The organism is Dictyobacter aurantiacus, from assembly GCF_003967515.1.
Lineage (GTDB): Bacteria > Chloroflexota > Ktedonobacteria > Ktedonobacterales > Ktedonobacteraceae > Dictyobacter > Dictyobacter aurantiacus.
On the sequence record NZ_BIFQ01000002.1, the window covers coordinates 1,746,780 to 1,771,828 of the forward strand.

At 49.1% G+C, this 25,049-nt stretch carries 14 protein-coding genes and 2 CRISPR repeat arrays; of the genes, 1 reads left to right on the forward strand and 13 read right to left on the reverse strand.

The window, feature by feature from the left end; all coding sequences use genetic code 11:
• Window positions 1-10: 10 nt before the first annotated feature.
• Together KTT_RS31825 and KTT_RS31830 are read right to left on the reverse strand one after the other, a co-directional pair.
• Window positions 11-337 (reverse strand): hypothetical protein, encoded by a 327-nt coding sequence (locus KTT_RS31825; protein WP_126601686.1) that lies wholly within the window; start codon window positions 335-337, stop codon window positions 11-13.
• Complete coding sequence (locus KTT_RS31830) at window positions 334-1,074, reverse strand: hypothetical protein (RefSeq protein ID WP_126601687.1); 741 nt, start codon at window positions 1,072-1,074, stop codon at window positions 334-336. Before KTT_RS31830 ends, KTT_RS31825 begins: the two co-directional genes overlap by 4 nt.
• A gap of 895 nt (window positions 1,075-1,969) precedes the next feature.
• Window positions 1,970-5,883: a CRISPR direct-repeat array (repeat unit 37 nt; unit sequence GTCGCAGAGAAGCTGGTATCCCGGTAGGGATTGAAAC).
• A 138-nt stretch (window positions 5,884-6,021) separates the two neighbouring features.
• Here KTT_RS31830 and KTT_RS31835 point away from each other — a divergent pair.
• Window positions 6,022-7,154 (forward strand): IS630 family transposase gene (locus KTT_RS31835; protein ID WP_126601688.1). Its coding sequence is split into 2 segments (ribosomal slippage): window positions 6,022-6,436 and window positions 6,436-7,154, totalling 1,134 coding nucleotides; the frame shifts between segments, so codons are not numbered across the junction.
• Window positions 7,155-7,474: 320 nt separating this feature from the next.
• Here KTT_RS31835 and cas2 read toward each other — a convergent pair.
• The 11 genes from cas2 to KTT_RS31890 all read right to left on the reverse strand — a co-directional run bounded on the left by cas2 (window position 7,475) and on the right by KTT_RS31890 (window position 25,044).
• A complete protein-coding gene (gene cas2, locus KTT_RS31840) occupies window positions 7,475-7,780 on the reverse strand; it encodes a CRISPR-associated endonuclease Cas2 (protein WP_126601689.1) in 306 nt (101 codons plus the stop codon).
• 4 nt (window positions 7,781-7,784) lie between these two features.
• On the reverse strand, window positions 7,785-8,780 hold the full coding sequence (gene cas1d / locus KTT_RS31845; RefSeq protein ID WP_160146279.1) for a type I-D CRISPR-associated endonuclease Cas1d: 996 nt from the start codon (window positions 8,778-8,780) through the stop codon (window positions 7,785-7,787).
• A gap of 16 nt (window positions 8,781-8,796) precedes the next feature.
• Window positions 8,797-9,468: a CRISPR-associated protein Cas4 gene (gene cas4 / locus KTT_RS31850; protein WP_218031056.1), complete on the reverse strand. Its 672-nt coding sequence runs from the start codon at window positions 9,466-9,468 to the stop codon at window positions 8,797-8,799.
• Window positions 9,461-10,441 carry a CRISPR system precrRNA processing endoribonuclease RAMP protein Cas6 gene (gene cas6, locus KTT_RS31855; protein ID WP_160146280.1) on the reverse strand — a complete coding sequence of 327 codons (981 nt, stop codon included), beginning with the start codon at window positions 10,439-10,441 and terminating at the stop codon, window positions 9,461-9,463. The genes cas4 and cas6 overlap by 8 nt, the downstream gene beginning before the upstream one ends.
• Before the next feature lie 76 nt (window positions 10,442-10,517).
• Window positions 10,518-11,195, reverse strand: coding sequence for a type I-D CRISPR-associated protein Cas5/Csc1 (gene cas5d, locus KTT_RS31860; protein ID WP_126601692.1), 678 nt, complete (start codon window positions 11,193-11,195; stop codon window positions 10,518-10,520).
• A gap of 8 nt (window positions 11,196-11,203) precedes the next feature.
• Window positions 11,204-12,193: a type I-D CRISPR-associated protein Cas7/Csc2 gene (gene cas7d / locus KTT_RS31865; protein WP_126601693.1), complete on the reverse strand. Its 990-nt coding sequence runs from the start codon at window positions 12,191-12,193 to the stop codon at window positions 11,204-11,206.
• 74 nt (window positions 12,194-12,267) lie between these two features.
• Window positions 12,268-15,348 carry a type I-D CRISPR-associated protein Cas10d/Csc3 gene (gene cas10d / locus KTT_RS31870; protein ID WP_126601694.1) on the reverse strand — a complete coding sequence of 1,027 codons (3,081 nt, stop codon included), beginning with the start codon at window positions 15,346-15,348 and terminating at the stop codon, window positions 12,268-12,270.
• 66 nt (window positions 15,349-15,414) lie between these two features.
• A complete protein-coding gene (gene cas3 / locus KTT_RS31875) occupies window positions 15,415-17,445 on the reverse strand; it encodes a type I-D CRISPR-associated helicase Cas3' (RefSeq protein ID WP_126601695.1) in 2,031 nt (676 codons plus the stop codon).
• A 431-nt stretch (window positions 17,446-17,876) separates the two neighbouring features.
• Complete coding sequence (locus KTT_RS31880) at window positions 17,877-19,016, reverse strand: helix-turn-helix transcriptional regulator (protein WP_160146281.1); 1,140 nt, start codon at window positions 19,014-19,016, stop codon at window positions 17,877-17,879.
• A gap of 421 nt (window positions 19,017-19,437) precedes the next feature.
• Window positions 19,438-22,182: direct repeats of the CRISPR family, unit length 37 nt; unit sequence GTTGCAGAGGGAAGAGCATCCCGGTAGGGATTGAAAC.
• Between the two features lie 223 nt (window positions 22,183-22,405).
• Window positions 22,406-23,905: an SAVED domain-containing protein gene (locus KTT_RS31885; RefSeq protein WP_126601697.1), complete on the reverse strand. Its 1,500-nt coding sequence runs from the start codon at window positions 23,903-23,905 to the stop codon at window positions 22,406-22,408.
• Window positions 23,906-23,934: 29 nt separating this feature from the next.
• Window positions 23,935-25,044 carry an RAMP superfamily CRISPR-associated protein gene (locus tag KTT_RS31890; protein WP_126601698.1) on the reverse strand — a complete coding sequence of 370 codons (1,110 nt, stop codon included), beginning with the start codon at window positions 25,042-25,044 and terminating at the stop codon, window positions 23,935-23,937.
• Between the last annotated feature and the right edge of the window lie 5 nt (window positions 25,045-25,049).

Here is a 25,049-nt window from a genome sequence, read left to right on the forward strand (position 1 = left end):
GTTTTCAGTATCACAAGGTGCTGTATACCCAATTCTGTAATGCAATTGATGGTAATGGCATCGCCAGAATGACATGCCTGGATAAAAACGCATGGTAGATGATCTGGATCACCTGTTTGTCGACCAGAATATGGTGCTGGATCTCACGAATATTTTCTGATAGCCATAGATCTGGAATAGGCAGAAGTGGTCTGTGTTCAATGAGCAGTGAGCGGTGTTGTGCCAACTCGCCGTCCTCCTGCTCTTGATCTGCGATTGAGAGACTGTCCTGCTCTTCCATGTGGAGGCGTTGTGTCGGTGTGCTGGAAAGCAGTTCCGCATCATCGTTCTCTTTCATCTGGATATGATCAGTTCCTTCCGATGGTCCATCGCCCACCAGATAAAGTATTCTCGCCAATAGGGGAGAGGAAGGAGGGACGTGATCTGTGGTGCCGTGTCTCTCACGGCGTCGAAGAGCGATAAAAAGGCGTCGTATTGTGCTCCAGTACTGATGATAAAGTCAGATCCTCTTGGCTTGAGTTCTGTGTGGTTGGGGAGCAAGCCTCCCCGGACCAGTTTGACGGTGCTTTCGCGCACATATTGGGTGCTGATGAGAAGCTCACCCTGAGGATCAAGCCAGTGGGCGAATTGAGACATGATAAATGCGCTGCTTATGGGGCTGATAATGGAACGGACACCGAGTCCCGTGCCCTGCAGGCGTTTTTTCTCCTGAAGCAGGAACGTGTAAAACAGTTCGATTTTTTGCCCCAGGGTGCGTACATTGAGATCCTGAAGGAGGGCGCGAAATTGTTCACTGGCCTCGTTATTGTTCCCTATATAATTTTTGGCAAACTTTCGAAGACTGATGTTGAAATAACCCGAATTATTTGCCCCCACATACCAGCCGTTCTGCGGCATGGTTAACTCCGCGCTCAGTTGTGCAAAGGTACTGTAACCCTGAATAAACTCATGAAGCGCGGGCTGAATGTTTGGTATTGTTTGTGTGCGCCAAGCCGAGTTTTGCATCAGTTTTTCCATATTAGCATGGTCGTTCAGGAAGCCTTGGGTGATCTCTGCGAGGGTTTGTGTGATCATATGGTGGTTCCTTCCAATCTAGATGATATGTGAACAAAAGTGTACTTGTGACTTTCAACAATATGGATGATCTCTCTCTGCACAGGCACCAGAGATGCTATGAAATAAGAGATGTGCCATATTGAGCTCCTCAGTGGAGGTAATAGATTTAGTTTCATATATGTGTATATGTATAAAACTAAGTATTAGCATTTTAACCCATATATACAGTAAGATAAAGCTTTTTTATACAATTATGGTGGGCAACATGAAAAATTGGATGCGTCCAAATGACTTTGTGTGGTTGTTTTCTCGTTCACTTCGGTTGATTGGATGAGTATGGCACCTTAGTAGCAATTATGCACACGCAAAATCCTATGGGGTTGCATTCTGCTTATGGAAGCGGAGAGGAAGATCTCTGTAGAGATTGATACAGGCTGAGAGTGGGCTATACCATTTTCCATGTTGCATTGGGAGTACCTTAAGAATCCTTTGTTTTGGAATTTGGCTGTCAATTGGCTGTCATGCGGGACGCTGAATTTTCGAGATCATTCCCTAAAGCCGCTCCTCAGGCCCTTTTATTCTAGACGCTTTTTGACTCCCTGTTTGATAGGCAGTCCTATCCAACGGGATGCCTTTCTCGCTATGTTCTCTGTACCCTAATCCTTTTCACAATTGTTTCATGTTTTATGAAAATCTGATTTCGCGAGGCACGAAGCGGTGAAAACGCCAAGCTCACTGCCTCGCAAAACGACATGGATGTCGTCAAAAGGCTCTACAAGCTCTTGTAAAGGATAAGGAACTCGTGTATAGTGTCTTTGTATGCGGCAGAAATTATCGTGTAAAACCTAGATTTTACTGCTGCCTCGCAAAAGTCATTTTGAGCCCGCTTTCCAGGCGTCGCGAGGCAGATGCTGTCGCAGAGAAGCTGGTATCCCGGTAGGGATTGAAACTCAACTGGCGAGCTCGAGACGGTAACCGTGTAGAAAGTCGCAGAGAAGCTGGTATCCCGGTAGGGATTGAAACTCCCAGTGAAGTAACGAACAACATCATGCCATTTCTGTCGCAGAGAAGCTGGTATCCCGGTAGGGATTGAAACCATAGCAATACGTACAACACCATCGCCCACATTGTCGTCGCAGAGAAGCTGGTATCCCGGTAGGGATTGAAACAAAAATGGAGCTGCAAAACTGGCTACGGTTGGCGGCGTCGCAGAGAAGCTGGTATCCCGGTAGGGATTGAAACTAGGAGACAGGGCTGGTCAAGCTTGCCGCGTCGGTCGTCGCAGAGAAGCTGGTATCCCGGTAGGGATTGAAACCTCAAAGTTGCGGGGCGAGGACTGCCCCGTGATCCGTCGCAGAGAAGCTGGTATCCCGGTAGGGATTGAAACACGTATCAGTAGCTGGGTTGAATTCCGCAACAATATGTCGCAGAGAAGCTGGTATCCCGGTAGGGATTGAAACAGCAGCAGAAACAAGAGGCTTAGGGGCGCTTATTGCGTCGCAGAGAAGCTGGTATCCCGGTAGGGATTGAAACACAGATGCAGCATTGCCGTAAGATTTAAAGTCGAGAGTCGCAGAGAAGCTGGTATCCCGGTAGGGATTGAAACCTTTCATTGCCGTACCTCCGTTCGGGCCGGGCGGTTGTCGCAGAGAAGCTGGTATCCCGGTAGGGATTGAAACACGCTGACATCGATCCGGTCAATCGGAGTCGGTGTCGTCGCAGAGAAGCTGGTATCCCGGTAGGGATTGAAACATCCAGGCGGTGAAGGCGTGCCAGGCGCTATTCACTGTCGCAGAGAAGCTGGTATCCCGGTAGGGATTGAAACTTGGACGGGCTAAAGGTGCCCGCGCCCACGCTGGCGAGTCGCAGAGAAGCTGGTATCCCGGTAGGGATTGAAACAGGGCGAGAGCATCTGGACAAGGTTGTCGCTTCGGTGTCGCAGAGAAGCTGGTATCCCGGTAGGGATTGAAACCCAGAGATAGGGTTGGCGCCAGTGCTGGTCGCTCAGTCGCAGAGAAGCTGGTATCCCGGTAGGGATTGAAACTCAGTGAAGCGAAGCGCCTGCTCATGCCAGCGTCCCGTCGCAGAGAAGCTGGTATCCCGGTAGGGATTGAAACATGACAAAGAGCCCATCTGAGGCAATCTCCTTCGCGTCGCAGAGAAGCTGGTATCCCGGTAGGGATTGAAACTGAGGGAGAAGGTGACTTCAGGATCTTCGGGGGAGGTCGCAGAGAAGCTGGTATCCCGGTAGGGATTGAAACGCAGCGATCCCCTCTCCACGCACTACACGATCGCTTGTCGCAGAGAAGCTGGTATCCCGGTAGGGATTGAAACTTTGCATGATGCCATAGGACTGGACCGTCACACGCGTGTCGCAGAGAAGCTGGTATCCCGGTAGGGATTGAAACGCTCTGCCGTCGCACAAGCAGCACAGCAGTTAGTCGCGTCGCAGAGAAGCTGGTATCCCGGTAGGGATTGAAACCCACATCGGGGGGGATCTCATTCCCTTTGCGCAGATAGGTCGCAGAGAAGCTGGTATCCCGGTAGGGATTGAAACTACGTCCTCCACTCGTTTGCGCACCCCGAATACGACAAGTCGCAGAGAAGCTGGTATCCCGGTAGGGATTGAAACTGATCCGCTCGTCTCCACGGCAGATAACCACATCACGTCGCAGAGAAGCTGGTATCCCGGTAGGGATTGAAACGCTGCATCGATGTGAGCCGCCATCTGCTCGTTGGCCGTCGCAGAGAAGCTGGTATCCCGGTAGGGATTGAAACATGGGACGAAAGTTGTATCGCGTTCCCCTCGATTTTTCGTCGCAGAGAAGCTGGTATCCCGGTAGGGATTGAAACCACCTGGAACCCTCTGGTACCGGCATATACCCTGAAGTCGCAGAGAAGCTGGTATCCCGGTAGGGATTGAAACTCGAATTGCTAAACTCTTGCAATTGATGGGGGATCGGTCGCAGAGAAGCTGGTATCCCGGTAGGGATTGAAACTGTACTGCAGCCTGCCTATAGTGGGACCGCTGGCCTGTCGCAGAGAAGCTGGTATCCCGGTAGGGATTGAAACTTAGCTGGTTTGTGAACTGGGAATATGCGATGACAGTCGCAGAGAAGCTGGTATCCCGGTAGGGATTGAAACACTGGAATGTGGAAATCGATGGCCTGGAGGCGTTGTGTCGCAGAGAAGCTGGTATCCCGGTAGGGATTGAAACTGTACTGCAGCCTGCCTATAGTGGGACCGCTGGCCTGTCGCAGAGAAGCTGGTATCCCGGTAGGGATTGAAACGTACCATAGGCGCTATTGACGCCCCCACTGACGACGTCGCAGAGAAGCTGGTATCCCGGTAGGGATTGAAACAAGTACCGTACCGCATCCTGCATGATTTCGGTTGCGTCGCAGAGAAGCTGGTATCCCGGTAGGGATTGAAACGTGCATGATATTCAAAGCATGGACCTGCCCTTCAAAATGTCGCAGAGAAGCTGGTATCCCGGTAGGGATTGAAACTTAGCTGGTTTGTGAACTGGGAATATGCGATGACAGTCGCAGAGAAGCTGGTATCCCGGTAGGGATTGAAACACTGGAATGTGGAAATCGATGGCCTGGAGGCGTTGTGTCGCAGAGAAGCTGGTATCCCGGTAGGGATTGAAACCCCTGGTTACCTGTTTGTCTCATCGCTTAATTAACGTCGCAGAGAAGCTGGTATCCCGGTAGGGATTGAAACTCCTCTATCACATCGGCATTGAGCAACTGCTTATCGTCGCAGAGAAGCTGGTATCCCGGTAGGGATTGAAACAATCTTAGAGTGGCAAGGAAAGCCGCCGATTGGGCGGTCGCAGAGAAGCTGGTATCCCGGTAGGGATTGAAACTTCTGCGTGGTGGAGCTGCACTACCACCGTTGCTGAAGTCGCAGAGAAGCTGGTATCCCGGTAGGGATTGAAACGAGTCGTTGACCGTGCGCCAGAAGATGCCCTGCCCGTGTCGCAGAGAAGCTGGTATCCCGGTAGGGATTGAAACAAGTCTCTGGTATTCGCGAAAGAAAATCAGCCCGTGTCGCAGAGAAGCTGGTATCCCGGTAGGGATTGAAACATTGATGACACTCGAAGCAGAAGATTTCCGCCGCATGTCGCAGAGAAGCTGGTATCCCGATAGGGATTGAAACGGTTAAATCGCTGGCCAATGCCTGCTCGATGCTCATGTCGCAGAGAAGCTGGTATCCCGGTAGGGATTGAAACGGATCAGTGAAGACTTCTCGGTCAAGCCTTGGTATTATGTCGCAGAGAAGCTGGTATCCCGGTAGGGATTGAAACGTGGGATGGGAACGAGGAAAGTGCAGTAATGGAATGGTCGCAGAGAAGCTGGTATCCCGGTAGGGATTGAAATGCGTTGAATGGCGGCGACTTTATCCGCTCCCAGTTGTGTCGCAGAGAAGCTGGTATCCCGGTAGGGATTGAAACCATAACAACGTATTTGATAGTCATAGGAAATGCTCCTTCGTCGCAGAGAAGCTGGTATCCCGGTAGGGATTGAAACCAGAATGTCCCAGTCCCACCGCTCACTTGATGCTATGTCGCAGAGAAGCTGGTATCCCGGTAGGGATTGAAACAGCTTATCATATGCCGGGGCATTCGACATGATCATGGTCGCAGAGAAGCTGGTATCCCGGTAGGGATTGAAACCAAAACGCGGCCGACTTTCCCGACTTCGATTGGATCAGTCGCAGAGAAGCTGGTATCCCGGTAGGGATTGAAACGCGCCGTGATCATTGATCCAGTTATAATCCAACTCGTCGCGGAGGAGCAAGCATCCCGGCAGGGATTGAAACCCAATAATGGCTTTATAGCGTACATCGTGACGAGCGTGTCGTAGAGGAACTAGTGGACTGTCAAAGATGATTTGAAACGGAGGAGAAAAAAGAGTATCCTTGCGGGCAAGAACAAAACCACCTCGCAAGGAGCTTCTCGTGAGCAAGCATACCATTGAATTGACATTCGAACAATGCCAGCAGTTAGAACGGCTGGTAAAAGCAGGAAAAGCACCAGCGCGCCAGATCCTGTTGAAAACCGACAGCAGCCAACAGGGTCCGGCATGGACCGATCAGCAGATCCAAAGCGCTTTTGGAGTGGGTCGAACCACCATCTGGAGAGTTCGTGAGCGCTTCTTGAGCACCGGGTTGCTTGATGCGCTTGCCCGACGGGAGCAACCGGATCGACCAGAAAAGCGCAAGCTGGATGGAGAGAAAGAGGCCCATCTGATTGCGCTCATTTGTGCTGGTCCTCCAGAAGATCAGGAACGTTGGAGTTTGCGTCTGCTGGCGGAGAAACTGGTCCAATTGGCAGAGGTGGAGATGATCAGCCATGAAACCGTGCGTCAGGCACTAAAAAAAACCAGTTGAAACCCTGGCTGAAAGAGCAGTGGTGTATTGCGCCAAAGGCCAATGCTGATTTTGTCGCAGCGATGGAGGATGTTCTGGCGGTCTATCAGCGGCCCTATGATGAGCGTCGCCCGCAGATTTGCCTGGATGAAACCAGCAAGCAACTCAAAGCAGACACCTGTGAGCGTCTTCCTCTCAAGCCGGGGGAGTCCGAACGCTTTGATTATGAATATGAGCGGCATGGCGTCTGCAATCTCTTTCTCGCTTGTGAGCCGTTAGCTGGTAAGCGGATGGTTCAGGTTACGCAACGGCGCACAAAACAGGATTGGGCGCAGTTCGTCCGGGACCTGGTTGATATCCACTATCCGCAGGCAGAACGGATTGTGCTGGTGATGGATAATCTGAACACGCATGTCATCGGTTCATTGTACGAGGCATTTCCTCCCGCTGAGGCTCGCCGCCTGGTGGAACGACTGGAGATCCATTACACGCCCAAGTATGGGAGTTGGTTGAATATGGCCGAGATTGAACTGGCCGTTCTCATGCATCATGGGATCAGCCAGCGCTTGGCTGACCAGGAAGACGTACGTCGCCAGGTGGATGCCTGGCAAACCCGACGAAATCAGAAAGCGATCAAAGTGGACTGGCGCTTTACGACGGCTGATGCGCGCATCAAACTCAAACATCTCTACCCATCAGTTGAGGTTTCACTTGGAGAATGACAGTCCACTAGGATCTCAGCAGGGATTGAAACATATCTGTTACCATGTCGTCTTTAGCTATGAGACAGTCGTAGAGGAGCGATATATCGGTAGGGGAAAACCATATCTATAAAAAGGGACCATTTAGGAACGTTTCTCGTAGAGGAACTGGTATCCTGGTAGGGATTGAGACTCTGATGAGGTGCTTCTTGTATCTGGGCTGCTGGATAGGACTGTGGAAATTATTTTGAACAGCGCATCTACACTTCCTATGACAAGCGTAGATGCGCTGTCGATTTGTTATTGGTCAATCTTCGTCGGGGATTTGGTTCGATACCCGTTTATAGTAAGTAGATGTGGTCTTCCTGTGGTTTGTCACCTCGACCGAGCACTTCTACTCTAGGGTGACAGGCTCGGCAGAGTCCGTAGATGCGTATAGTGTCTTCTTTGTGATGTATTTCTTTTTGCAGGCGTGCTTCTAATTGCAGGCGTTGTTTCCGATCAAGGAAGCATTCGAAGACACTGTATTGCACCCATGTGCCGAAGCCCGTGAGCGCGCTATGCACCCGTGTTCGTCGTCGATCATTGGGAATGTCATAACTGACGATATAGAGCATGGTATCTTCCGCATACTGGTGATCTGTCATAGCTTCACCGTATACAGAGGGGAGGATAATTAGGGATTTCGTTGGTGAGCCATTTTGCGAGGAGACGTGTTTGTAGTTCGATGCAGCGTCTATAGTTGGTACGATACCCGAAGTGTGGATGGTGGAGTTCTTCTAGTAATCTTTCCTCAAATTTGGCATAGAAGATTTTGCGTGCTGATGATTTGAGCAGGACCACTCCGAGTTCTTCTTCAAAGTCACGCTCGCTAAGGATGTGGTGATTGACGATGTTGAGGACGACGGAATCAACGATTATGGGGCGAAATTCTTCCATCAGGTCTAAAGCTAATGCCGGGCGTCCGTGGCGGGGTTGATGGAGGAAACCAACATAGGGATCGAGCCCGACTACCTGGATAGCTGATGAAACCTGGTGATGTAAGAGCGTATAGCCAAGGCTGAGCATCGCGTTGACTGGATCAGTTGGCGGACGTCGGCGGCGGCCTGGAAATGGGAGCGAGCCGCGCAGCAGTTTGTCGAATACCCCAAAATAGGATCTGGAGCCGTTCCCTTCAATGCCCAGCAATGATCCAATCGTGGTAGCTGTCGTTGCTTGTTGACCCATGATGCGTATGGCTGCTGCTGCATCTTCAATCTCGCTATTCTGCAATGACCGATTGGCACGCATGAGCATTACACGCATATTCTCTAGCTTCCCTTTGACGCAGGCGCGTGCTATGTGTAGGGCTTGCTGTTCATCTATGTGTGCCCGATGCTGACTTCGACGCAGAAAAGCATTTTTCGCAACTGGGGGCGATAGCCTCCCTCGGAATTGCCCATACATTGAGAGGTAGCAGACTTCAATGCCACGCTCTAGCAAGAGATGAAGCGCCGGGGTTGTTACCGTGACATCACCAGATATAACGACTTGTGTGACTTTATGAATGGGAACCTCTACCGTTCGCTTATCTTGATAGCGAATGAGCAGGTACTCATCGCGTTTTTTGACAAAGGATTGCTGTTCGCTTAAATACAATGTCGCCATACTCTTCACCTCCTTTTTATTCATGCAGCTTTTTTTGTGACAATATTTCTGGTCGGTTTCCTAGAAAAAGCACCTCACGCGGCATACAGAGCGGTTCCAGACTGCAGTCGCGGCACTTTGGATGGAGTTGTGGAAGGCATGACCGTATGGCTCGCTTCCCTTCGAGTGGGAGCGGCATTTGGTGCTGCTCTATTAGCGTGAATGCTTGCGTAATGACCTCTTCTGTATGGGCTCGTAATGCTTCGGAGAACACGACTTCTTCACGCCTGGCGGACCCAACGTAGAATATCGCCCCAACAGGGATTGACAGGTGCGTCATCTCTTCCAGGCAAAGTGCTTGAGCGCAGAGTTGTACGTGATCGTTGAGCCAGATACCCATCTTGCCTTTTTTATATTCCACTGGTATAAACTGGCCATGTTCAATCTCAACGACATCCGCAAAGCCACTCAATCTGAGCCGGGACGATCCAATCCAGACTCTTCTCAAGGTTGTCACACCATCGTCCATGGTGGTGTAGCCACTGTCACTTCGGGCATGATTCATGGTGCCCTCGATAGTATGAGCGTTTTCAATGAATTCATGTAAGACACACTCGTAATAAAAGCGACGAGGGCAATATTCCAGTGCATTCAAATATGAGATGCCCAGCATATCACTATCTGACGCATCATTTTCTTGCTCAAGCACGTTTGCCTCCTTCCAGGACGCGAGTCTGGCCCATCCCCATGGCTGTCTTATAGCCTATGCCTGAGTAGAAGGCAAAGCGCGCCAGCAGTAATATCTGTTGGCGTACCGTTAATGGAGCTTCTGGCGTGACTGGATCGCTTGATTGGTAGAGATGATAGGTGCACGTTCCGACGAAGCCTCTTTGGGGATGATTGGTAAAGGTAACTCGATGTGACTGTAGCGCATAATCATAAATGATCATGCCGTCATCGAGAATATATTGTTCAATCTGGTCACGTTGGATGATGTGGGCATATTCAGGCGGAGCGAATTCACACCAGCGGTTGGCCAGCATTGGAAAGATGTAGATGGGAAGCGGCAGCATGGCATAGTGGCTGCCATAGATTTTATTGCGTTGGTTGCTCCTATTAAACGTTGTTAGCGACGCAAACTCCAGCGTTAGTGGGTGTACATGCCCTGATGGGAGGGATTGTATTTCTTCTACCAGCTCTTGTAGAGAAGTAGTACCACACCACTGCGAGGCTTCATCTGTAACTACTGCCTCCTGAAGAAGTAGCGATTGTTTGCCCAACTGCATAAATGGTTGGCGGCGAGCTGCCTGATTGGACATGTCGAAGCCCATCAAGGCCTCATACAGAAGTGGAAACAATTCATCAAGCAGTAGGGTGATGCGAACGGTATAGATTTTCTCTGGCTGTAGTGGAAGGTGGGTGTTGTTCTTTTCTGCTTCACGCATACGAGTGATAGGAAGCGGAAACTGGAGACTGGAGCACGTGACAAGGCGTCGTTTGTTGCCCTGATGCAGCCATTCGGCGATATCAGGAGCGGAGGTGCGTACCCAGTTGAGGAAGGCGGCGTGTACCAGATCGCCAGAAAACGGCATCAGTGTATGCCCCCCTTCAAGAGGCCTCATTCTGAGCAGCAAGGCGTACAACCTGGATGAAGTTGCTGAGGATAACGTTGTACTCTGCATATACGTTGGTTCCTTTTGACGTAGACAGGCAGGAAAACAAAAAGGGTGTTCCTGCCTGTCTACGAGTGATAAAGAATTATACATGGGCCGCGTGATAGCGCATCCCTGCCGGGAGACGAATAATGTCGCTGTAGTCTGTTGTTTCTATCCGCGCTTCATAATGTTCGCCGTTCATATGCACATTGGTAATCAGGCTCGCCGGAGCCATCGCTACGATATTGCATGTTTGCGGTCTTTGAGGAAGGTCGAGCGGATTCAATGCGCCATTGATGCGCCCCTGTCCAGTTTTTATCTGAACTGATGTTTGCGCGATAGTTGCTACCTGAGCTTTTGCCATCCACTTGCCCAGGCGAATCCAATGTGGAAGATGGATGGCCGCCTGACTGATGACGAAAAATTCAAAGGTGCTTTGTGGGGCAAGTTCTTTGGCCCGCCCAAAGACAGCCTGGTTTGAGCTGATCTGAGGTGTGAAATTGTAGTAGTTGACATTGGCCATTTTGAACGTATGAAATGCATAGCTATAGCTGATTGGATGAGCCGGGGTGACATACACCCCTTGCTCATTCAACGTGCGCAGATCCTCTTGATAGCGAGGAACCTGTGATGTATTGCTGTACGGAGATGCGACCAGACCAAGTGCATAGGTGAGACCATAATTATGCAGGTATTTCTCCGTTTCATACAACCTCCCCATTTCGCGCGACGCATAGAAGAGATAGTCATGCAGAGTGAGATGGCAGATCGTCAGAAACATTGGCTCCTCTATTTCTTCGCTGCTTTGCTTTCTTTTGAGCTGACCCCATACGTCTGTGCGTAGCGATTGGTTTCTTCATTAGCCTGGGTAAGTAGTAGCTTGAGTCGTTCCTCATTGCTGGTCACGCTATGTATTTCCTGTAGCATGGCTTGCAGCGCTTCTTCAGCAAACGTGTGTGAAACGATAGCATCCTCTTTGAGAAGGGTTGGAACGGCTGTTTTCATGGCGTCGAGTACTGCGCTTCGTTCAAGCGGTGTTTTCTTTCGTTCTTCTGGCGTGAGGGTATCATAGACGGCCTGGCTGAGGTACAGATTGGAAAAGATCTCTCCATCCGCGAAGATAATGGCTGTGATCGTATTGTGCATGCTACCGGTGCGCGTATTCTGGGCACCGTAGCGACGCGTACGCATAATGTTGTTGATCACATAAATGAATTCAGCTTCGGTCGGATCCTTGATGGTAATGACGGATGGGAAGTAGATCTGTGGCACTACATAGTCTTGCTCGCCGAGGGCAGATTTCATTTTGCCACCTTCGCTCATGGTGCCGTTTTCGTAGGGTGCATTAAAGGTGAACTGCTGGTGTGATGTATCGTAGCTCGTGATAGAGAATGCCGAGTCAACCAGAACTTTTGAGCGTTCTGAGCCTTTGTCACCAATGGCATAGCCGTAGTAGATGCAATCGGGACAGTGTTTGCAGAAATGTGCGCTATTATATTCGCAGTCGTTGACCAGGCCATAGCGCCGCAGGAGCTCTCGTCCGGTGAGCCGCTCCGGGGTAGACTGCTTACGTTTAAACAGGACAATGCGTGGCGCATGTCCCTGGTGTTCTTTTGCGCGTCCCAGGCTGACGCGGCTGAGGTTTAATTCGCCATCGGTCTGGAATAAGGCAAACGAGTTCGTTTCGCGTAGGGTGATGATATGGGCATATTTGCCCATTGGCAACCTTGGAATATCCTGATGGAATACGTTGTAACCTTCGAGGGTGTTTAAAAACATGCTATTACTCCTTTGGTGCATTGAAAATTTCTATTGACGTGTCTATGGTTAGTGTTTTGACAATGAGATGGCCGTTAAACCTCGGCCATCTCTTCTAGCTCTTCGGGCGTTGGTTCGGACTGCTCCTGGATGCGTTTCATAGCACGCTGGTAAACGTAGTATGCTTCGCAGCCATCCTTGAAGCGATTGAGGCGACTACGTAGGATGCCCCGCTCGCCTTCGCAATAGGTGACAAAAACTTCTTTATAGAAGTAGCTAATAAAATCCTGGACCGCCTGGATTTCTTTTTCCGTGATGTCTTTGCCCCAGAACATGGCATAGCCGCTGGTCTGTTTGCTGCGGACGCGATTTAGCCATTTGGTGACTTCGCCCTGTAACTGCCAGAGGAGATCTTCTGGTTCGATATCGCGTGGGCTGGTGATAATCGCGCGTGCCACGATATCAACCGGCCTGACGATCGAGTGTGATTCGTATCCACCCCGATAAAATCTGGTATAGAGGTTGACACATTGCTCAACCTTGCTCATGTTTTCCTCCTGTACGTTTGTAAAAAGGACATTTTTATACGCGTGCATATATTGTTGGACGCGCTTGGTGCGTAAGGTATCGCGTTGTTCAGCGCGTTGCTGTTTGCGGAGATAGCTGAAGAGGAACAATGGGTCTGTGGCGAGATCGCGTGTGATGCCACTGAGATGTTTCCACTCGGGTTTGCCCTGTTTCGCATAGGTATCAAGATTTATGCGATAGATGCTTGTCAGACGCGACAGTTGAGCATGCAGCGTATTGACACGTATGCGATTGTCCCGTAACAGACGGGTAAGATAGGCATGCGGGGCATCCAGTATGACTGTTTCTCGGAAGTCATGCCCCGATGAGAAAAGTGGTATCGGCAACTCAGAGAGGACTACCTTGGTGTTCGAAACCAGGGGGAGAGCTAGCGCGAGAAAGGCAGGCATTGCCCACGATGATGTGTCATCATCGTCTTTCGCTGCGCGCATCCCGAACATGTATATGCCAGGATACGCTGTCTGTTGAAACTTGATATAGCTACGCTCTTGCTGTTCTACTGATGTTTCTGGTTCGCTTAGCTCTTCCTCCTCCTCATCATCGTGAAGGGATAAGATCGGCGGTGGCTGACTCTCGTTGCCAGCCGCTGTGAAAACCTCTAATTCTAATAGACGTTTGATGGTAAGATCTTCCCCATTCAACTGCCTGCGGATGCTGAAGAAGTTGATATCCTGCAACTGTTGTATGATACCCTCAACCATTGCTCCCGTCTCTTGGGTGAAAAAGAAATTTGGGTAGATGGAGATATATTTGGTTTTGAGGGACTCAAATTTACTTCCCGTCAGTCGCAGGGTGCTTTTCTGCAAAATCTGGCGTAGCATCAATTCGAGTGCGCAGATAGTGCAGATGCCTCCAGCGTTCTTGCCTGCATACAGTGAGAGCTTGTTTTTGTAAACCCAGGGCTGGAATAAGACCGCGTTATCGGCTTGCTCTTCGGTTGGATAGGCGCTGTTGCAAAGAGTGCAGATGAGCTTGCGTCCCTTCGTTTTTGCGCCGGCGTAGCGTGCCAGTTCCCCTTGAAAGTCTGGTAGTGCTCCTCCTTCCTGTACCGAGAGCGGTAGCTCTATATTGCTTTCGAGGTACGCGGGCAGATGTTGAAGATAGCGCTGTGGTAGCCGCTGGCGCAGTTCATCTCCGGCCAACTCTCGAACCAGGGCCAGTGTAGAACGGAATATCTGGAACAGGTTTGGTTCTCCATCATAGATATCCATTCCCTGATGATCACGCATAAAGCAGGCCGCGAGCCAGAACCAGCGGTATTCAACGCCGCCTCGATTAGGAATAGTCAGGGACTGAGACCAATACGGTGTGAGCGCGAGATGAGCAACCACAGCCTGCGTCACACGGTCACGTAATTCAACCTGTTTTTTGTCTAGCAGATCAAGGAGGGTTGTGAAAACAACGGACAGAAAACGGCTCATCATGCCCGTCATTTTATCTGGTACGAAATCGGTTGTGATTGTCGCCGGGATTTCGCTATGTTCCTGCATCTGCCGCAATTTGGCGAATGGCACTACTGTAATATCATTAGTCGTGCGCCTGATGGTAAAGTCAGTGAGCAGTTCTATATATTCTTCAAGGGTCAGGAACTCAAAGTAGTAGCCGGGATGCTTTGCGATGCCCTGGATGCTGAATTTAAAGCCGGGAGCCTGGCTGATGATGCGTTGGGCACAGATCTGTCGCAAGCGTTCACGTACGGTTTCAGTAACTTGCTTGTGGTTCACTGTTAATTGTTGGGATGCTCGCTGCAGGTATACAACTCCATCGGCGAAAAATAGATACGGCCAGATACCATCGTTCCCTTTTGTAAAGAGGTCAACCAGGCTTTCATTGATAACATTGGTCAGCAGCCCGCGGACCTCTCGTAGCTGGTGATAGGTGAAGGTGAGGGTATTATCACTAAGTTCGCCCAGAATGATGTTAAGATTTTTTGCCTGGTTATCAAGCACGATGGATGACGGCGATGTGATGAGATAAGCGATATGATCAGAATAGGTGCAGAGTCGCCGTAAAAGCAGGATCCGTCTCTCACGTAGTTGAAAATTCCAGAGATAGGTATGCAGGTTGGTTCCCCACATCTGCTGTGTATTGACAACAAGATAGGTAATATCCTCCAGATAGGTCATGAAATCTGGAAAGAAGGCCTCCGCATTGCAGCGTTGCAGTTGCTCGGCAATGCTTTTCTTCGCTCGTTCAATTGCATCGCGGTCCTGGGTTTCAACGCCTTTTAAGCTCGGATCATGCGGCACAATTTTATCAATATCGTGCATGAGATATGCCAGGATATAGATGCGGCTCTCAAGGTCAGAGAAATGGTATGGGCCTATCCCTTCATCGTCAAGGATGTGAAGTAAGCGCAAGGTGGGAAAGATGCCGTTGAGCTGGTGACTGACCATATTCTGATCTGGCTTGGCTTCAAACTTTCGCCGAGTTTCATCGTCTCTCCCCAGATCATGTGCGTGATCCCCTCCTTTTGCTGAGGTAATGACATACTCTTGCATAAGGTTTGGAATCATATGTTCAATAAACGAGCGCGTGACCGGATCATGTGGATCGGTCTGCTTGAGTAAAAAATCTAAAAAAAACACATGGTCTCCTTTCTGTCGTTGGTTTGCTGCTGTTCTTGTGTCTGGATCGCTGTCTATTGCATGGAGCTAGAGCAACATCGGCTTATCTCCTTGTGGCTTACGAAAAAAGAGTAAAGAATCCAGAAGCAGTGCCTCCTGCCCAAAGCTGATGGAATACCGGCCTCCCGTGACATCGTGTAGGTGATAGACGGGAAACAGTGGGCCAAGTTGTAATTTTTGTTTCAGTGCGGCGCGTTCTATATCAGTTACAATGGCTGGAAGCTTCAAGTGCTTGAGCTTGAAGTTCACTTTATCGCGCCAGACCGGGTGAGGAGACTGGATGGTAATGCCATGCAGCACCTGAATGCGGTTGAGAAATGGCGTGATATCATAGGGTACTTGAAGAATTAACTGTAGGCGTTCTGGGATATAATCATGGATCTTCAGGTAGAGCAGTTGCTTCTCAAATGTTCGCTCCTCTAAACCGCGTGCCCGTACTTCTTGCATAAAAGTGAAGGTGTCCAGAACTTCAAATTCTGTATTGCTGAGTAGGAAAAAGAGTTCATAGGTTTTTAAATGATTATCGGTGTCCCAGACAGCACAGGAAAGAGGGCTTTGGCCACGAAAGCTACGCAGTTCCTGGATAATCTCCGGTGCCTCTTTATGGATGCGCCAGTATTTTTTTAGTGCCTTACTCATCACTGGTTTGTCGCCAGTAGCATAGGTGCGCTCATATTGCTCAACCAGTGCGTCTGTAAAGGCCTGATTGGCATCGAGTTTACGTTGCGACTGGAGTTCCGCAACAACCTGCGCGGCCTGAACTGTTCCCCAAAGACTACAATATTGGGAAAATTGTTGCTCAGTCGGAAAAACATCGTAGATCATTTTATTCAATGCTTCTCGTTCCATTTCATCAGTTATTTGTGCCTGTACGCGTTCCAGGACAAAGCGTGGCACAAGCGCATGAGCGCGATAGATCGGAAACTCGCCATGCCTGCCCAGACGGCCAAAGCGTTGAAGAAAGGTGCCAGCGCTGGAAGCTTCAAAGATGAGATAGTTGATGTGAAAATCAACTCCCACATCTACCGTTGACGTTCCAACCAGGATGTCGCGTGTGCGTGATAGCTCTCGCTCTTCGCGGTTCGTCAACCCGGTATTCTCCCCAACGGTAATACCATAGGGTTCAAAATAGGCCTTAATTCGTGTATATATGCGGCGAGCTGTCGCAACCGAGGAAACCAGGATCGCTGCTTTGGAGCCCGGATAGTGTATGAAGAAGTGGAGTAGCGTCTCAAGGTGTTCCTCAATCCATTGTTCTGTCGAATGCTCGCGCTCCTGGGAGACCTCATGAAATTCTAGATCACAAGCCTGTAAAATGCAGCGATAATCCTCACCTTGAGGAGATGAGCGATAGGTTCCCTGGATTGATTGATAGCGTATCCCACCACGTTGTAGCAGTGTATGAAGTTGCGTGTTTGGTGTGGCAGAAAGAAACACAAACTTTTTGCGTTCTCGCGCTTTATCTCGATACCCTGTTGTCAAATAGCCGAGGATATTGATAATTGCAATGACCTGCGGCACATTGAAGATATGAAACTCATCAAAAATAAAATAGTCGAAGAAAGCGCCGATAGTGACAGGAAGTTCTTTTCGAAGATGTTCCCATCCATACTGATGGCTCATGATCAAATGCAAGAGATCTGGATTTGTCAGTATCATTCGGTTTTTTACCAGGAGTTTGCGCACTTCTTCCAGCCGATTGGTTGATTGATGCAAGCGCATCAGTTGCGTGATTTTCTCGCTATACATCGTATCGAATGGTTTAATAGGTATACCTAGGTTCTGTTCATACGATGGAAGGGCCGCATACTGATCAGAGATCAGCTCATTTGTCGGATACATCGCGATCACATGTAATTGATCTTGAATGGCAGCGAGGTAGGCCGCCAGGCTTTTTCCATCACCTGTCATGGCCATATTTGTAATCACATCAATATCTGGGTTCCTGAATGCCTCCAGGGTTTCATGTTGGTGCTGGAGCAAGCGAACAGTATGTATTGTCGCCGTAGGATGTAATTTTGAATATACGGGTAGAATATGCAAACTGGTTAATGCCATATGCCTTCCCTCCACTCACTGATTAACGACTTTACTAACATATAGCTTTTGCTTCTCAGAAAGCAAAAATAGTTATTTTTAGCGTCATGTATTGATGCCACCCACACTGGAATCGTAGTATAAACCACAATAGCTTTTCCATTATGTAGCTCCCCCAACTACTTTGCAGCCATTATACGAAGGATAGGCGTTCCCACAGAACACCTATTTTTGCTTAAAATGAGCTAATCCGGCTATCTGCTGTCCTAATTTATTGGGTTCTGCCAAAAAACGGAGTCAATCACCCCTGAATTCGTAGGGCATGTGGTGGTAGGACGCATTTGGTCACAGTGAACTATGTGATGCATACCGTACGTATCGCGGATGCAATTTTGTCGCTAACTGTGAGTGGAATTTATTGTTGCTTCTTTTATTTTTTCGCCGTGACCAGATTAGAGATAGCGCTTGAGCGTTCGCTGTAAGTCATCGCGCATCTGCTCGCGTAGGTGCCGTGGCTCAACTAGCTCTACTTTAGAGGCGTATTTGCGCAATTGCTGAAGGATGCGCCATTCGCTATAGGCATAGGCCCGAATCAGGAAACGGCGTCTCAGGCGGCCATACTCGTCTGCATATTCCTCTTCTTGTTCGATGGATTGGCGTAGCCAGCGCTGGCTTAATCCACTATGGGCTAGATCCTCGTCTGCCCAGTAACTAAATGCAATCGGTCTTTGCTGCCTTGTCCTATCAATAGGCTCCGAACCTGGCTTGAGGGTATCTGCGAGGATGCGATCTATCCGAAATTCAAAAAAACAGTTCATCTTATAGCTGTAGCCAATCAGGTAGAAATGGCCGTCAAGATGGATGATATAGTAGGGGTCTACACGTTGATGAAACGTTGGGTGCTTTTTGCCACGCGACGAGGTATAGTGGAAACTTACCGATTGATTGCTTGCAATGATGTCTGCAAGGGTATTTATGATAGTGCGATGAGGTAGGTAATCAGTGACTGGAGCCATATTAAAGTAGATATAGGGCTTACGAACCGATTGATCAAACATGTGGCGTTGCTCAACTGGCAACATCTCTACAAAGCGCTCAATTAGAGCAAGTACCTCCTCGCTAAATGGATGACGGGGAGGCTGGGATGGGTGTATTTGATGGCCAGATATCGATGCATACTTAGAAGGATCGGTAAAAAGCGCGTAGACAACAATTAAAGCCTCGACTTCCTCGTGCCGGAACAAAAACTGTGTACCTGGTCCACTACCAGGAGCGATATGATAGTGATAAATCCGCCGATCTATACTGCTCCTGGTTTTTTCGATCTCATAACCGATCTCTTCCAGGAAGGCGATATCGTTTCCAAAAAGCTGATTAGCCAGGTAGCGTGCATTGGAGGCTTCCTCCTCATCATTCTCATCGATTTTGTAATGGGATCCCAACTGAGCAAAAACCTCTTTGCGCGTACATGTATTTCCCGTCAGTAAAAGTACAAGTCGCAGCAGGCGTTCAGCCGTCTCATGTCGAGGGCTACTTGAATCATCATCTAACTCATCCCAGGATAATTGGGGCGCATCATTAGCTTCCATCATAGACCTCCTGATTACAAGTGGGCACATATGTTATAGATGAGATTATAGAACGCTGATGTGTGATAGGTAAGATTTTGTAGTATAAAGTACCATTGACATAACAAAAGGAATGAATAATTGCTATCTGGCTCAACCTCATAATATGCTTTTTCATAAGCAGATGTAAAAGCCGGTGTGTAAAATGGCATTCTGTTCCTGCCAACAAATGTCGCGAGGCACGCAGCGGTGAAAATGCTGAGCTCGCTGCCTCGCAACATCAAAGGAATGCTACCAACGGGCTCCACAAGCTCTTGTAAAGGACAAAGAACTCGTGTATAGTGTATCTGTGAATGATGAAAAACGCCTTGCGAAACATATATTTCATCGCTGCCTCGCAAAAGCTCTCCTCGCCCCGCTTTCCAGGCGTCTCGAGGCAAACGCGGTTGCAGAGGGAAGAGCATCCCGGTAGGGATTGAAACATGTAGTATTTTTCGTAAATCTAAAAGTACATTAAGTTGCAGAGGGAAGAGCATCCCGGTAGGGATTGAAACATGGTGCATACGATCCGCAACGAACCGCCCTTTGCGTTGCAGAGGGAAGAGCATCCCGGTAGGGATTGAAACATGCATGTTTTGTGGGGATGGGCTTTTTTTGGGGGGGTTGCAGAGGGAAGAGCATCCCGGTAGGGATTGAAACTTCAAAGTCGCTCTCATGAGCATGGGTTCCTGGATGATGTTGCAGAGGGAAGAGCATCCCGGTAGGGATTGAAACATCAATTGGGGTAAGATGAACCTGTTCGTTTCTCAGTTGCAGAGGGAAGAGCATCCCGGTAGGGATTGAAACTGTTACCTCGTGCTTGCCGGGAAGCTTCCGCTTACTGTTGCAGAGGGAAGAGCATCCCGGTAGGGATTGAAACAAGATGGACGGGTTTTGTGTTTCGGGCGGGTTGATCAGTTGCAGAGGGAAGAGCATCCCGGTAGGGATTGAAACAAAAATGGAGCTGCAAAACTGGCTACGGTTGGCGGCGTTGCAGAGGGAAGAGCATCCCGGTAGGGATTGAAACCAACAGCAACGGCGATCTGACGCTTTCCGGCTATTAGTTGCAGAGGGAAGAGCATCCCGGTAGGGATTGAAACAAGAAACGGGCATTCACGAAGTCAAAGGTATTGTTCGTTGCAGAGGGAAGAGCATCCCGGTAGGGATTGAAACACGCTGTAGAATGGCTGCTGCACCACGGTGCCGTTGGTTGCAGAGGGAAGAGCATCCCGGTAGGGATTGAAACAGTGACTATGATGATAATATGGCTGGTGCGTCTCCCTACCGTTGCAGAGGGAAGAGCATCCCGGTAGGGATTGAAACTTTCCTCCTATCCGCATGCGAATTAGAGTGGACTCTGTTGCAGAGGGAAGAGCATCCCGGTAGGGATTGAAACACTGTGAAACAAAATTATTAGCCCGGAGGAGGCGCTGTTGCAGAGGGAAGAGCATCCCGGTAGGGATTGAAACTTGCGGCTCAAATCCGCAAAGTACGCCGCGCATTCTTGTTGCAGAGGGAAGAGCATCCCGGTAGGGATTGAAACTTTCCTAGAGGCTATTTCTGTGGATATGTGGGTAGACGTTGCAGAGGGAAGAGCATCCCGGTAGGGATTGAAACAATATGTTGCTTGCCATCAAGAAGTACCAGCAAACAGTTGCAGAGGGAAGAGCATCCCGGTAGGGATTGAAACTGAAGAGATGGAGCAGTGGGAGCAGCGAGCGCGTGGCCGTTGCAGAGGGAAGAGCATCCCGGTAGGGATTGAAACTATTAATGTACGGATGTCAGTACAGGGGGGTAACACGTTGCAGAGGGAAGAGCATCCCGGTAGGGATTGAAACCGTACTGAACACGGACTACTCTAGCGAGGATTACAACGTTGCAGAGGGAAGAGCATCCCGGTAGGGATTGAAACAATGATAACGAGCGGGCCGGGTTCGGGCGCCGGGAGTTGCAGAGGGAAGAGCATCCCGGTAGGGATTGAAACATCGAGACTGACCCAACCACAGATCGTGCCCGATGGGGTTGCAGAGGGAAGAGCATCCCGGTAGGGATTGAAACCCATCAATCGTCAATCCCGAATAAAATTTCTGGATGTTGCAGAGGGAAGAGCATCCCGGTAGGGATTGAAACATCAAACTGCCCAGCTGGACAAGGATAAGTTAATGCAGTTGCAGAGGGAAGAGCATCCCGGTAGGGATTGAAACTCATTAAACAGCATTCAGGCCGGCGCGATGTACCGGTTGCAGAGGGAAGAGCATCCCGGTAGGGATTGAAACGGAACGCAATCGCGCCAATCGCGCGAAGAGTGCCAGTTGCAGAGGGAAGAGCATCCCGGTAGGGATTGAAACAGATGATCGGTATTGGGGGGCTGGTTCCTTTCCTGAGTTGCAGAGGGAAGAGCATCCCGGTAGGGATTGAAACTTCAGACTCAAGGTGCTCTCTTGGGTGTCGGCTCTGTGTTGCAGAGGGAAGAGCATCCCGGTAGGGATTGAAACAAAACGCGCCGCGATGGCTTGCGACGCATCCGATTGGTTGCAGAGGGAAGAGCATCCCGGTAGGGATTGAAACATTGAAGGCATTACCGCCTACATTGGAGAGCAACGGCGTTGCAGAGGGAAGAGCATCCCGGTAGGGATTGAAACAGACTGGTCAGACAATCCAGATGATGACCAGTTTAGTTGCAGAGGGAAGAGCATCCCGGTAGGGATTGAAACCCCATCCCAGAAGTACAACCGGGCGCAGGCGCTGGCGTTGCAGAGGGAAGAGCATCCCGGTAGGGATTGAAACACTACGATCCGGAGGAAGAAGCCAAGCAAGAACATAGTTGCAGAGGGAAGAGCATCCCGGTAGGGATTGAAACACTACGATCCGGAGGAAGAAGCCAAGCAAGAACATAGTTGCAGAGGGAAGAGCATCCCGGTAGGGATTGAAACCTTCACCGGGCCCAGGTGGACTTGGCGGTGCTCTGCGTTGCAGAGGGAAGAGCATCCCGGTAGGGATTGAAACTCACACTATGTCTATTCACAACGCCCGCTCTAGTCGTTGCAGAGGGAAGAGCATCCCGGTAGGGATTGAAACGCTCGTTGAGCCTGCCAGTGAGTCGCTTGACTCTGAGTTGCAGAGGGAAGAGCATCCCGGTAGGGATTGCAACATGGCTGGGTGTGATCCCGATGATCATCAGGTGCGACCGCAGAGGTACAGATGTCCCGGCAGGGATTGAAACTTGCTGCGATCGACGTTTCAGGGATGTGCCGTCTAATTTGCAGAGGTGCAGACGTTCCGGTAGAAGGTGAATAGTTTTCTGAGGCTTTTATACTGTGATATCGAGAGAGGTAGGCTATCTTCACAACCATAATAGAAGATAGCCCCATTAATTATTTGAGGAGAAATGAGGGGGCATAACCAGGTTGCTGATCTTCCATGATTTGAATTTCTGCATGAATGGCGTTGAGTTTGTGTCCAATGAAACAGGCTCCGCTGTAGGGACCTTGATAAAACAGCAATAGTTTTTTTGCTTCCCAGTGCTGGATAAGTGATTTAGCGTATGATTTTACTTGTTCAGCTATTGCTACAACGGTATGTGCATCCTCTATTTTGCGATTCAAGTCTTCTGTAGATAAAAGTAAGAGAGCTGCTATCTTCCCTTTCCTTTGAGCCAGGTATTTTTTGACATCATTATCTAAGGGAATTGAACCATAGGCACTGATTCCAAGAGCGACTGTGTCGCCTTCTTGATCGAGTATTTCCCCATGAGGAGATCCATGATTACTTGTAATGATCAAATGAACATTTTTGCTTGCTTCTACATCTGTTCTCCAGCTCTGGTTGTTTTGATGAACCTCTAGTGTATATGATGCGACTTCGGAAAATGTAAAGCCAAAGGCGAACCAGCACGAGAGCCTGGATTGACCATAGGCTCTGATAAAACGGCAATCCGTATCTTTATTGACTTTATTTTTGAGCCTTTCGAGTTGAGGCAAAAGAATGTCGTTCCAATTGGATGGCTCTTTTAACTGATGACCTCCCCGGTTACCAACATCAACAAAATAATTGCGCCAACGTAGATGATAGTCTGGCTTATGTGCATATTTTTGCTCTTCTATCGAATTCATATAAATGGTGACGCAGCGTTCTTCTTTGGCGGGCAAGTACAGATTATACCTTTTGAGTTCTGTATGTAATTCTTCAGCAGTAATGGTTGTGTGATTACTATTAAGCCATGAACGTACGATACTACTACAGTTAGATAAAGAAGCGATATCTGTTTTTAGTTGCAGATGCCGCATGCGTTCTACTACTTGTTCGTTGATTAAGACGCTTGCGCTATATCCAAGTCTAAAGTGAAGGCAGCTGAGAAATGCCTTAAAACTCTGATCGTCGGCCTGAATCTTTGTTTGCCAGGCTTGTTTAATGTTCTGAATTTTTTTTGATGGTTGAGCAGCAAAAAATTCATCAATATTAATGCTATCAGTTGCACCTCCTACCCATTTTCCCAATGCATCCTGCCCCCAGGTCCAGTTGCTGACAAGGTATAATTCGAGTGATCGATCCGGGTTATTCTGGCGTAGATGTTGCCAACTCTCCCAGAATTTTTCTAGAAGACTTTGAGAACTTGATTTTGTTGAAATAAGTTCTTGGGCTGAATATTCATTACGCTGATCCACGTGATATTTGATTTGATAAAAACGATCAGGTAATTCTGTCCCCGGTTCATAGCGGATAGTTACATCATCAACGTAGCGCGCACTGCCATCTTCCAGGATGACTTTGGCTATTCTTTCTTCTGGCAATTTTAATCCAAGAATTAACCACCAGGAATAGAGATGTTGATAGTCATCTCCGGCGATTCTTGCTGCATGTTTATTGCCTGTCATATTCACTCCTTTGATGAACTTCTTCTTCGTTAGCGCAGGTTGCGTGTATCTTCAATGCGTTTGCCGCGGCCTTCGCGGTTAAACCAGTCTTTCGATGGATAGGCGTAGTTGACCGTTTCATCAGGTGGCCAGGACCAGATATAGCGCAGGTCATCCAGGGTACTGGGAGGTACAACGATTTGTTTGAAGTTCTCTGTATAGTCATCAATCGCGTACCAGGTATCATCACCTTCTTTGACTGTTTTTCCACTTTTTCCCTGTCCACTGTAGCGTGCTGCGTAGTCGATGAGCGTGAGTTTGGTAGGTATGATCTGAACTGAACCCAGGCCGAGCGGTTTGCCATAACCAATTTTATGGCGCATGTTCTCTTCAAGCGTGGTTGCTAGCAGTAGTGCGGCAAATTCGTTACGTTCAAGATTGGTAAAATCGATACGGCAATGAAATTGGGTATCGCGATCCAGGGGGAGAATGTAGCGATTGGATGGTTTGCCTGCCATGTAGGTGTATCCGGGAGCACTGAGTGGTTCTAGATTGGGTGAGTGGTGGAAGAAGAACTTGCGGCCAGCGATATACTGCTTTTTTTCATCCAGATAGAAACTATCGTGATGGGGACGTGGCGTCATGAGTGGCTTCGTATACATGGAAGGGTATTCGTATACCCTGTCAGGGTTTACCTCGGCATCGTTGACATTGATCTTTCCGAGAAAGATTGTGTTGCGGTTCAATGTACCAAAGCTACGGCAGGTAAGACACAGAGCATTGATATCTTTGCACTTTTGGAAGGTGGCAGGCACGTTGCGGTAATAATCCACTTTATGATTCTCATAACTGCTATCAAACAGTGTCAGACAACCATTTCCGAGAGTCTCGGCCACCGATCGAAACAGACCTTTCAACGAACTCCCAGGAATAGTGTAGGCGCCACGCGCATTACTATAAAATCTGGATGGTTTCGTTGGATCAGCCGATGTTTGATTGGGGTCAGCAATGAAACAGGGTGTTTCCAGGTAGATGTCGAGTTCGAGCTGCCCTGAATAGAGTGGTTCCGCTGTCTGGTTAAAAAGGCGGTGATGCCAGATTGGTTTGTGGCGTTCGGGTGGTTTACTCCAATCAATACGTACAAAATCGTAAGGATTCATCGCGT

What these genes read in the sequence shown, in the direction of transcription:
- KTT_RS31885 (WP_126601697.1), bottom strand. Translation starts at nt 23,905, where the DNA reads ATGACAGGCAATAAACATGCAGCAAGAATCGCCGGAGATGACTATCAA.
- cas5d (WP_126601692.1), bottom strand. Translation starts at nt 11,195, where the DNA reads ATGTTTCTGACGATCTGCCATCTCACTCTGCATGACTATCTCTTCTAT.
- KTT_RS31890 (WP_126601698.1), bottom strand. Translation starts at nt 25,044, where the DNA reads ATGAATCCTTACGATTTTGTACGTATTGATTGGAGTAAACCACCCGAA.
- KTT_RS31830 (WP_126601687.1), bottom strand. Translation starts at nt 1,074, where the DNA reads ATGATCACACAAACCCTCGCAGAGATCACCCAAGGCTTCCTGAACGAC.
- cas6 (WP_160146280.1), bottom strand. Translation starts at nt 10,441, where the DNA reads ATGCAGAGTACAACGTTATCCTCAGCAACTTCATCCAGGTTGTACGCC.
- cas2 (WP_126601689.1), bottom strand. Translation starts at nt 7,780, where the DNA reads ATGACAGATCACCAGTATGCGGAAGATACCATGCTCTATATCGTCAGT.
- cas1d (WP_160146279.1), bottom strand. Translation starts at nt 8,780, where the DNA reads ATGGCGACATTGTATTTAAGCGAACAGCAATCCTTTGTCAAAAAACGC.
- cas7d (WP_126601693.1), bottom strand. Translation starts at nt 12,193, where the DNA reads ATGTTTTTAAACACCCTCGAAGGTTACAACGTATTCCATCAGGATATT.
- KTT_RS31880 (WP_160146281.1), bottom strand. Translation starts at nt 19,016, where the DNA reads ATGATGGAAGCTAATGATGCGCCCCAATTATCCTGGGATGAGTTAGAT.
- cas3 (WP_126601695.1), bottom strand. Translation starts at nt 17,445, where the DNA reads ATGGCATTAACCAGTTTGCATATTCTACCCGTATATTCAAAATTACAT.
- KTT_RS31825 (WP_126601686.1), bottom strand. Translation starts at nt 337, where the DNA reads ATGAAAGAGAACGATGATGCGGAACTGCTTTCCAGCACACCGACACAA.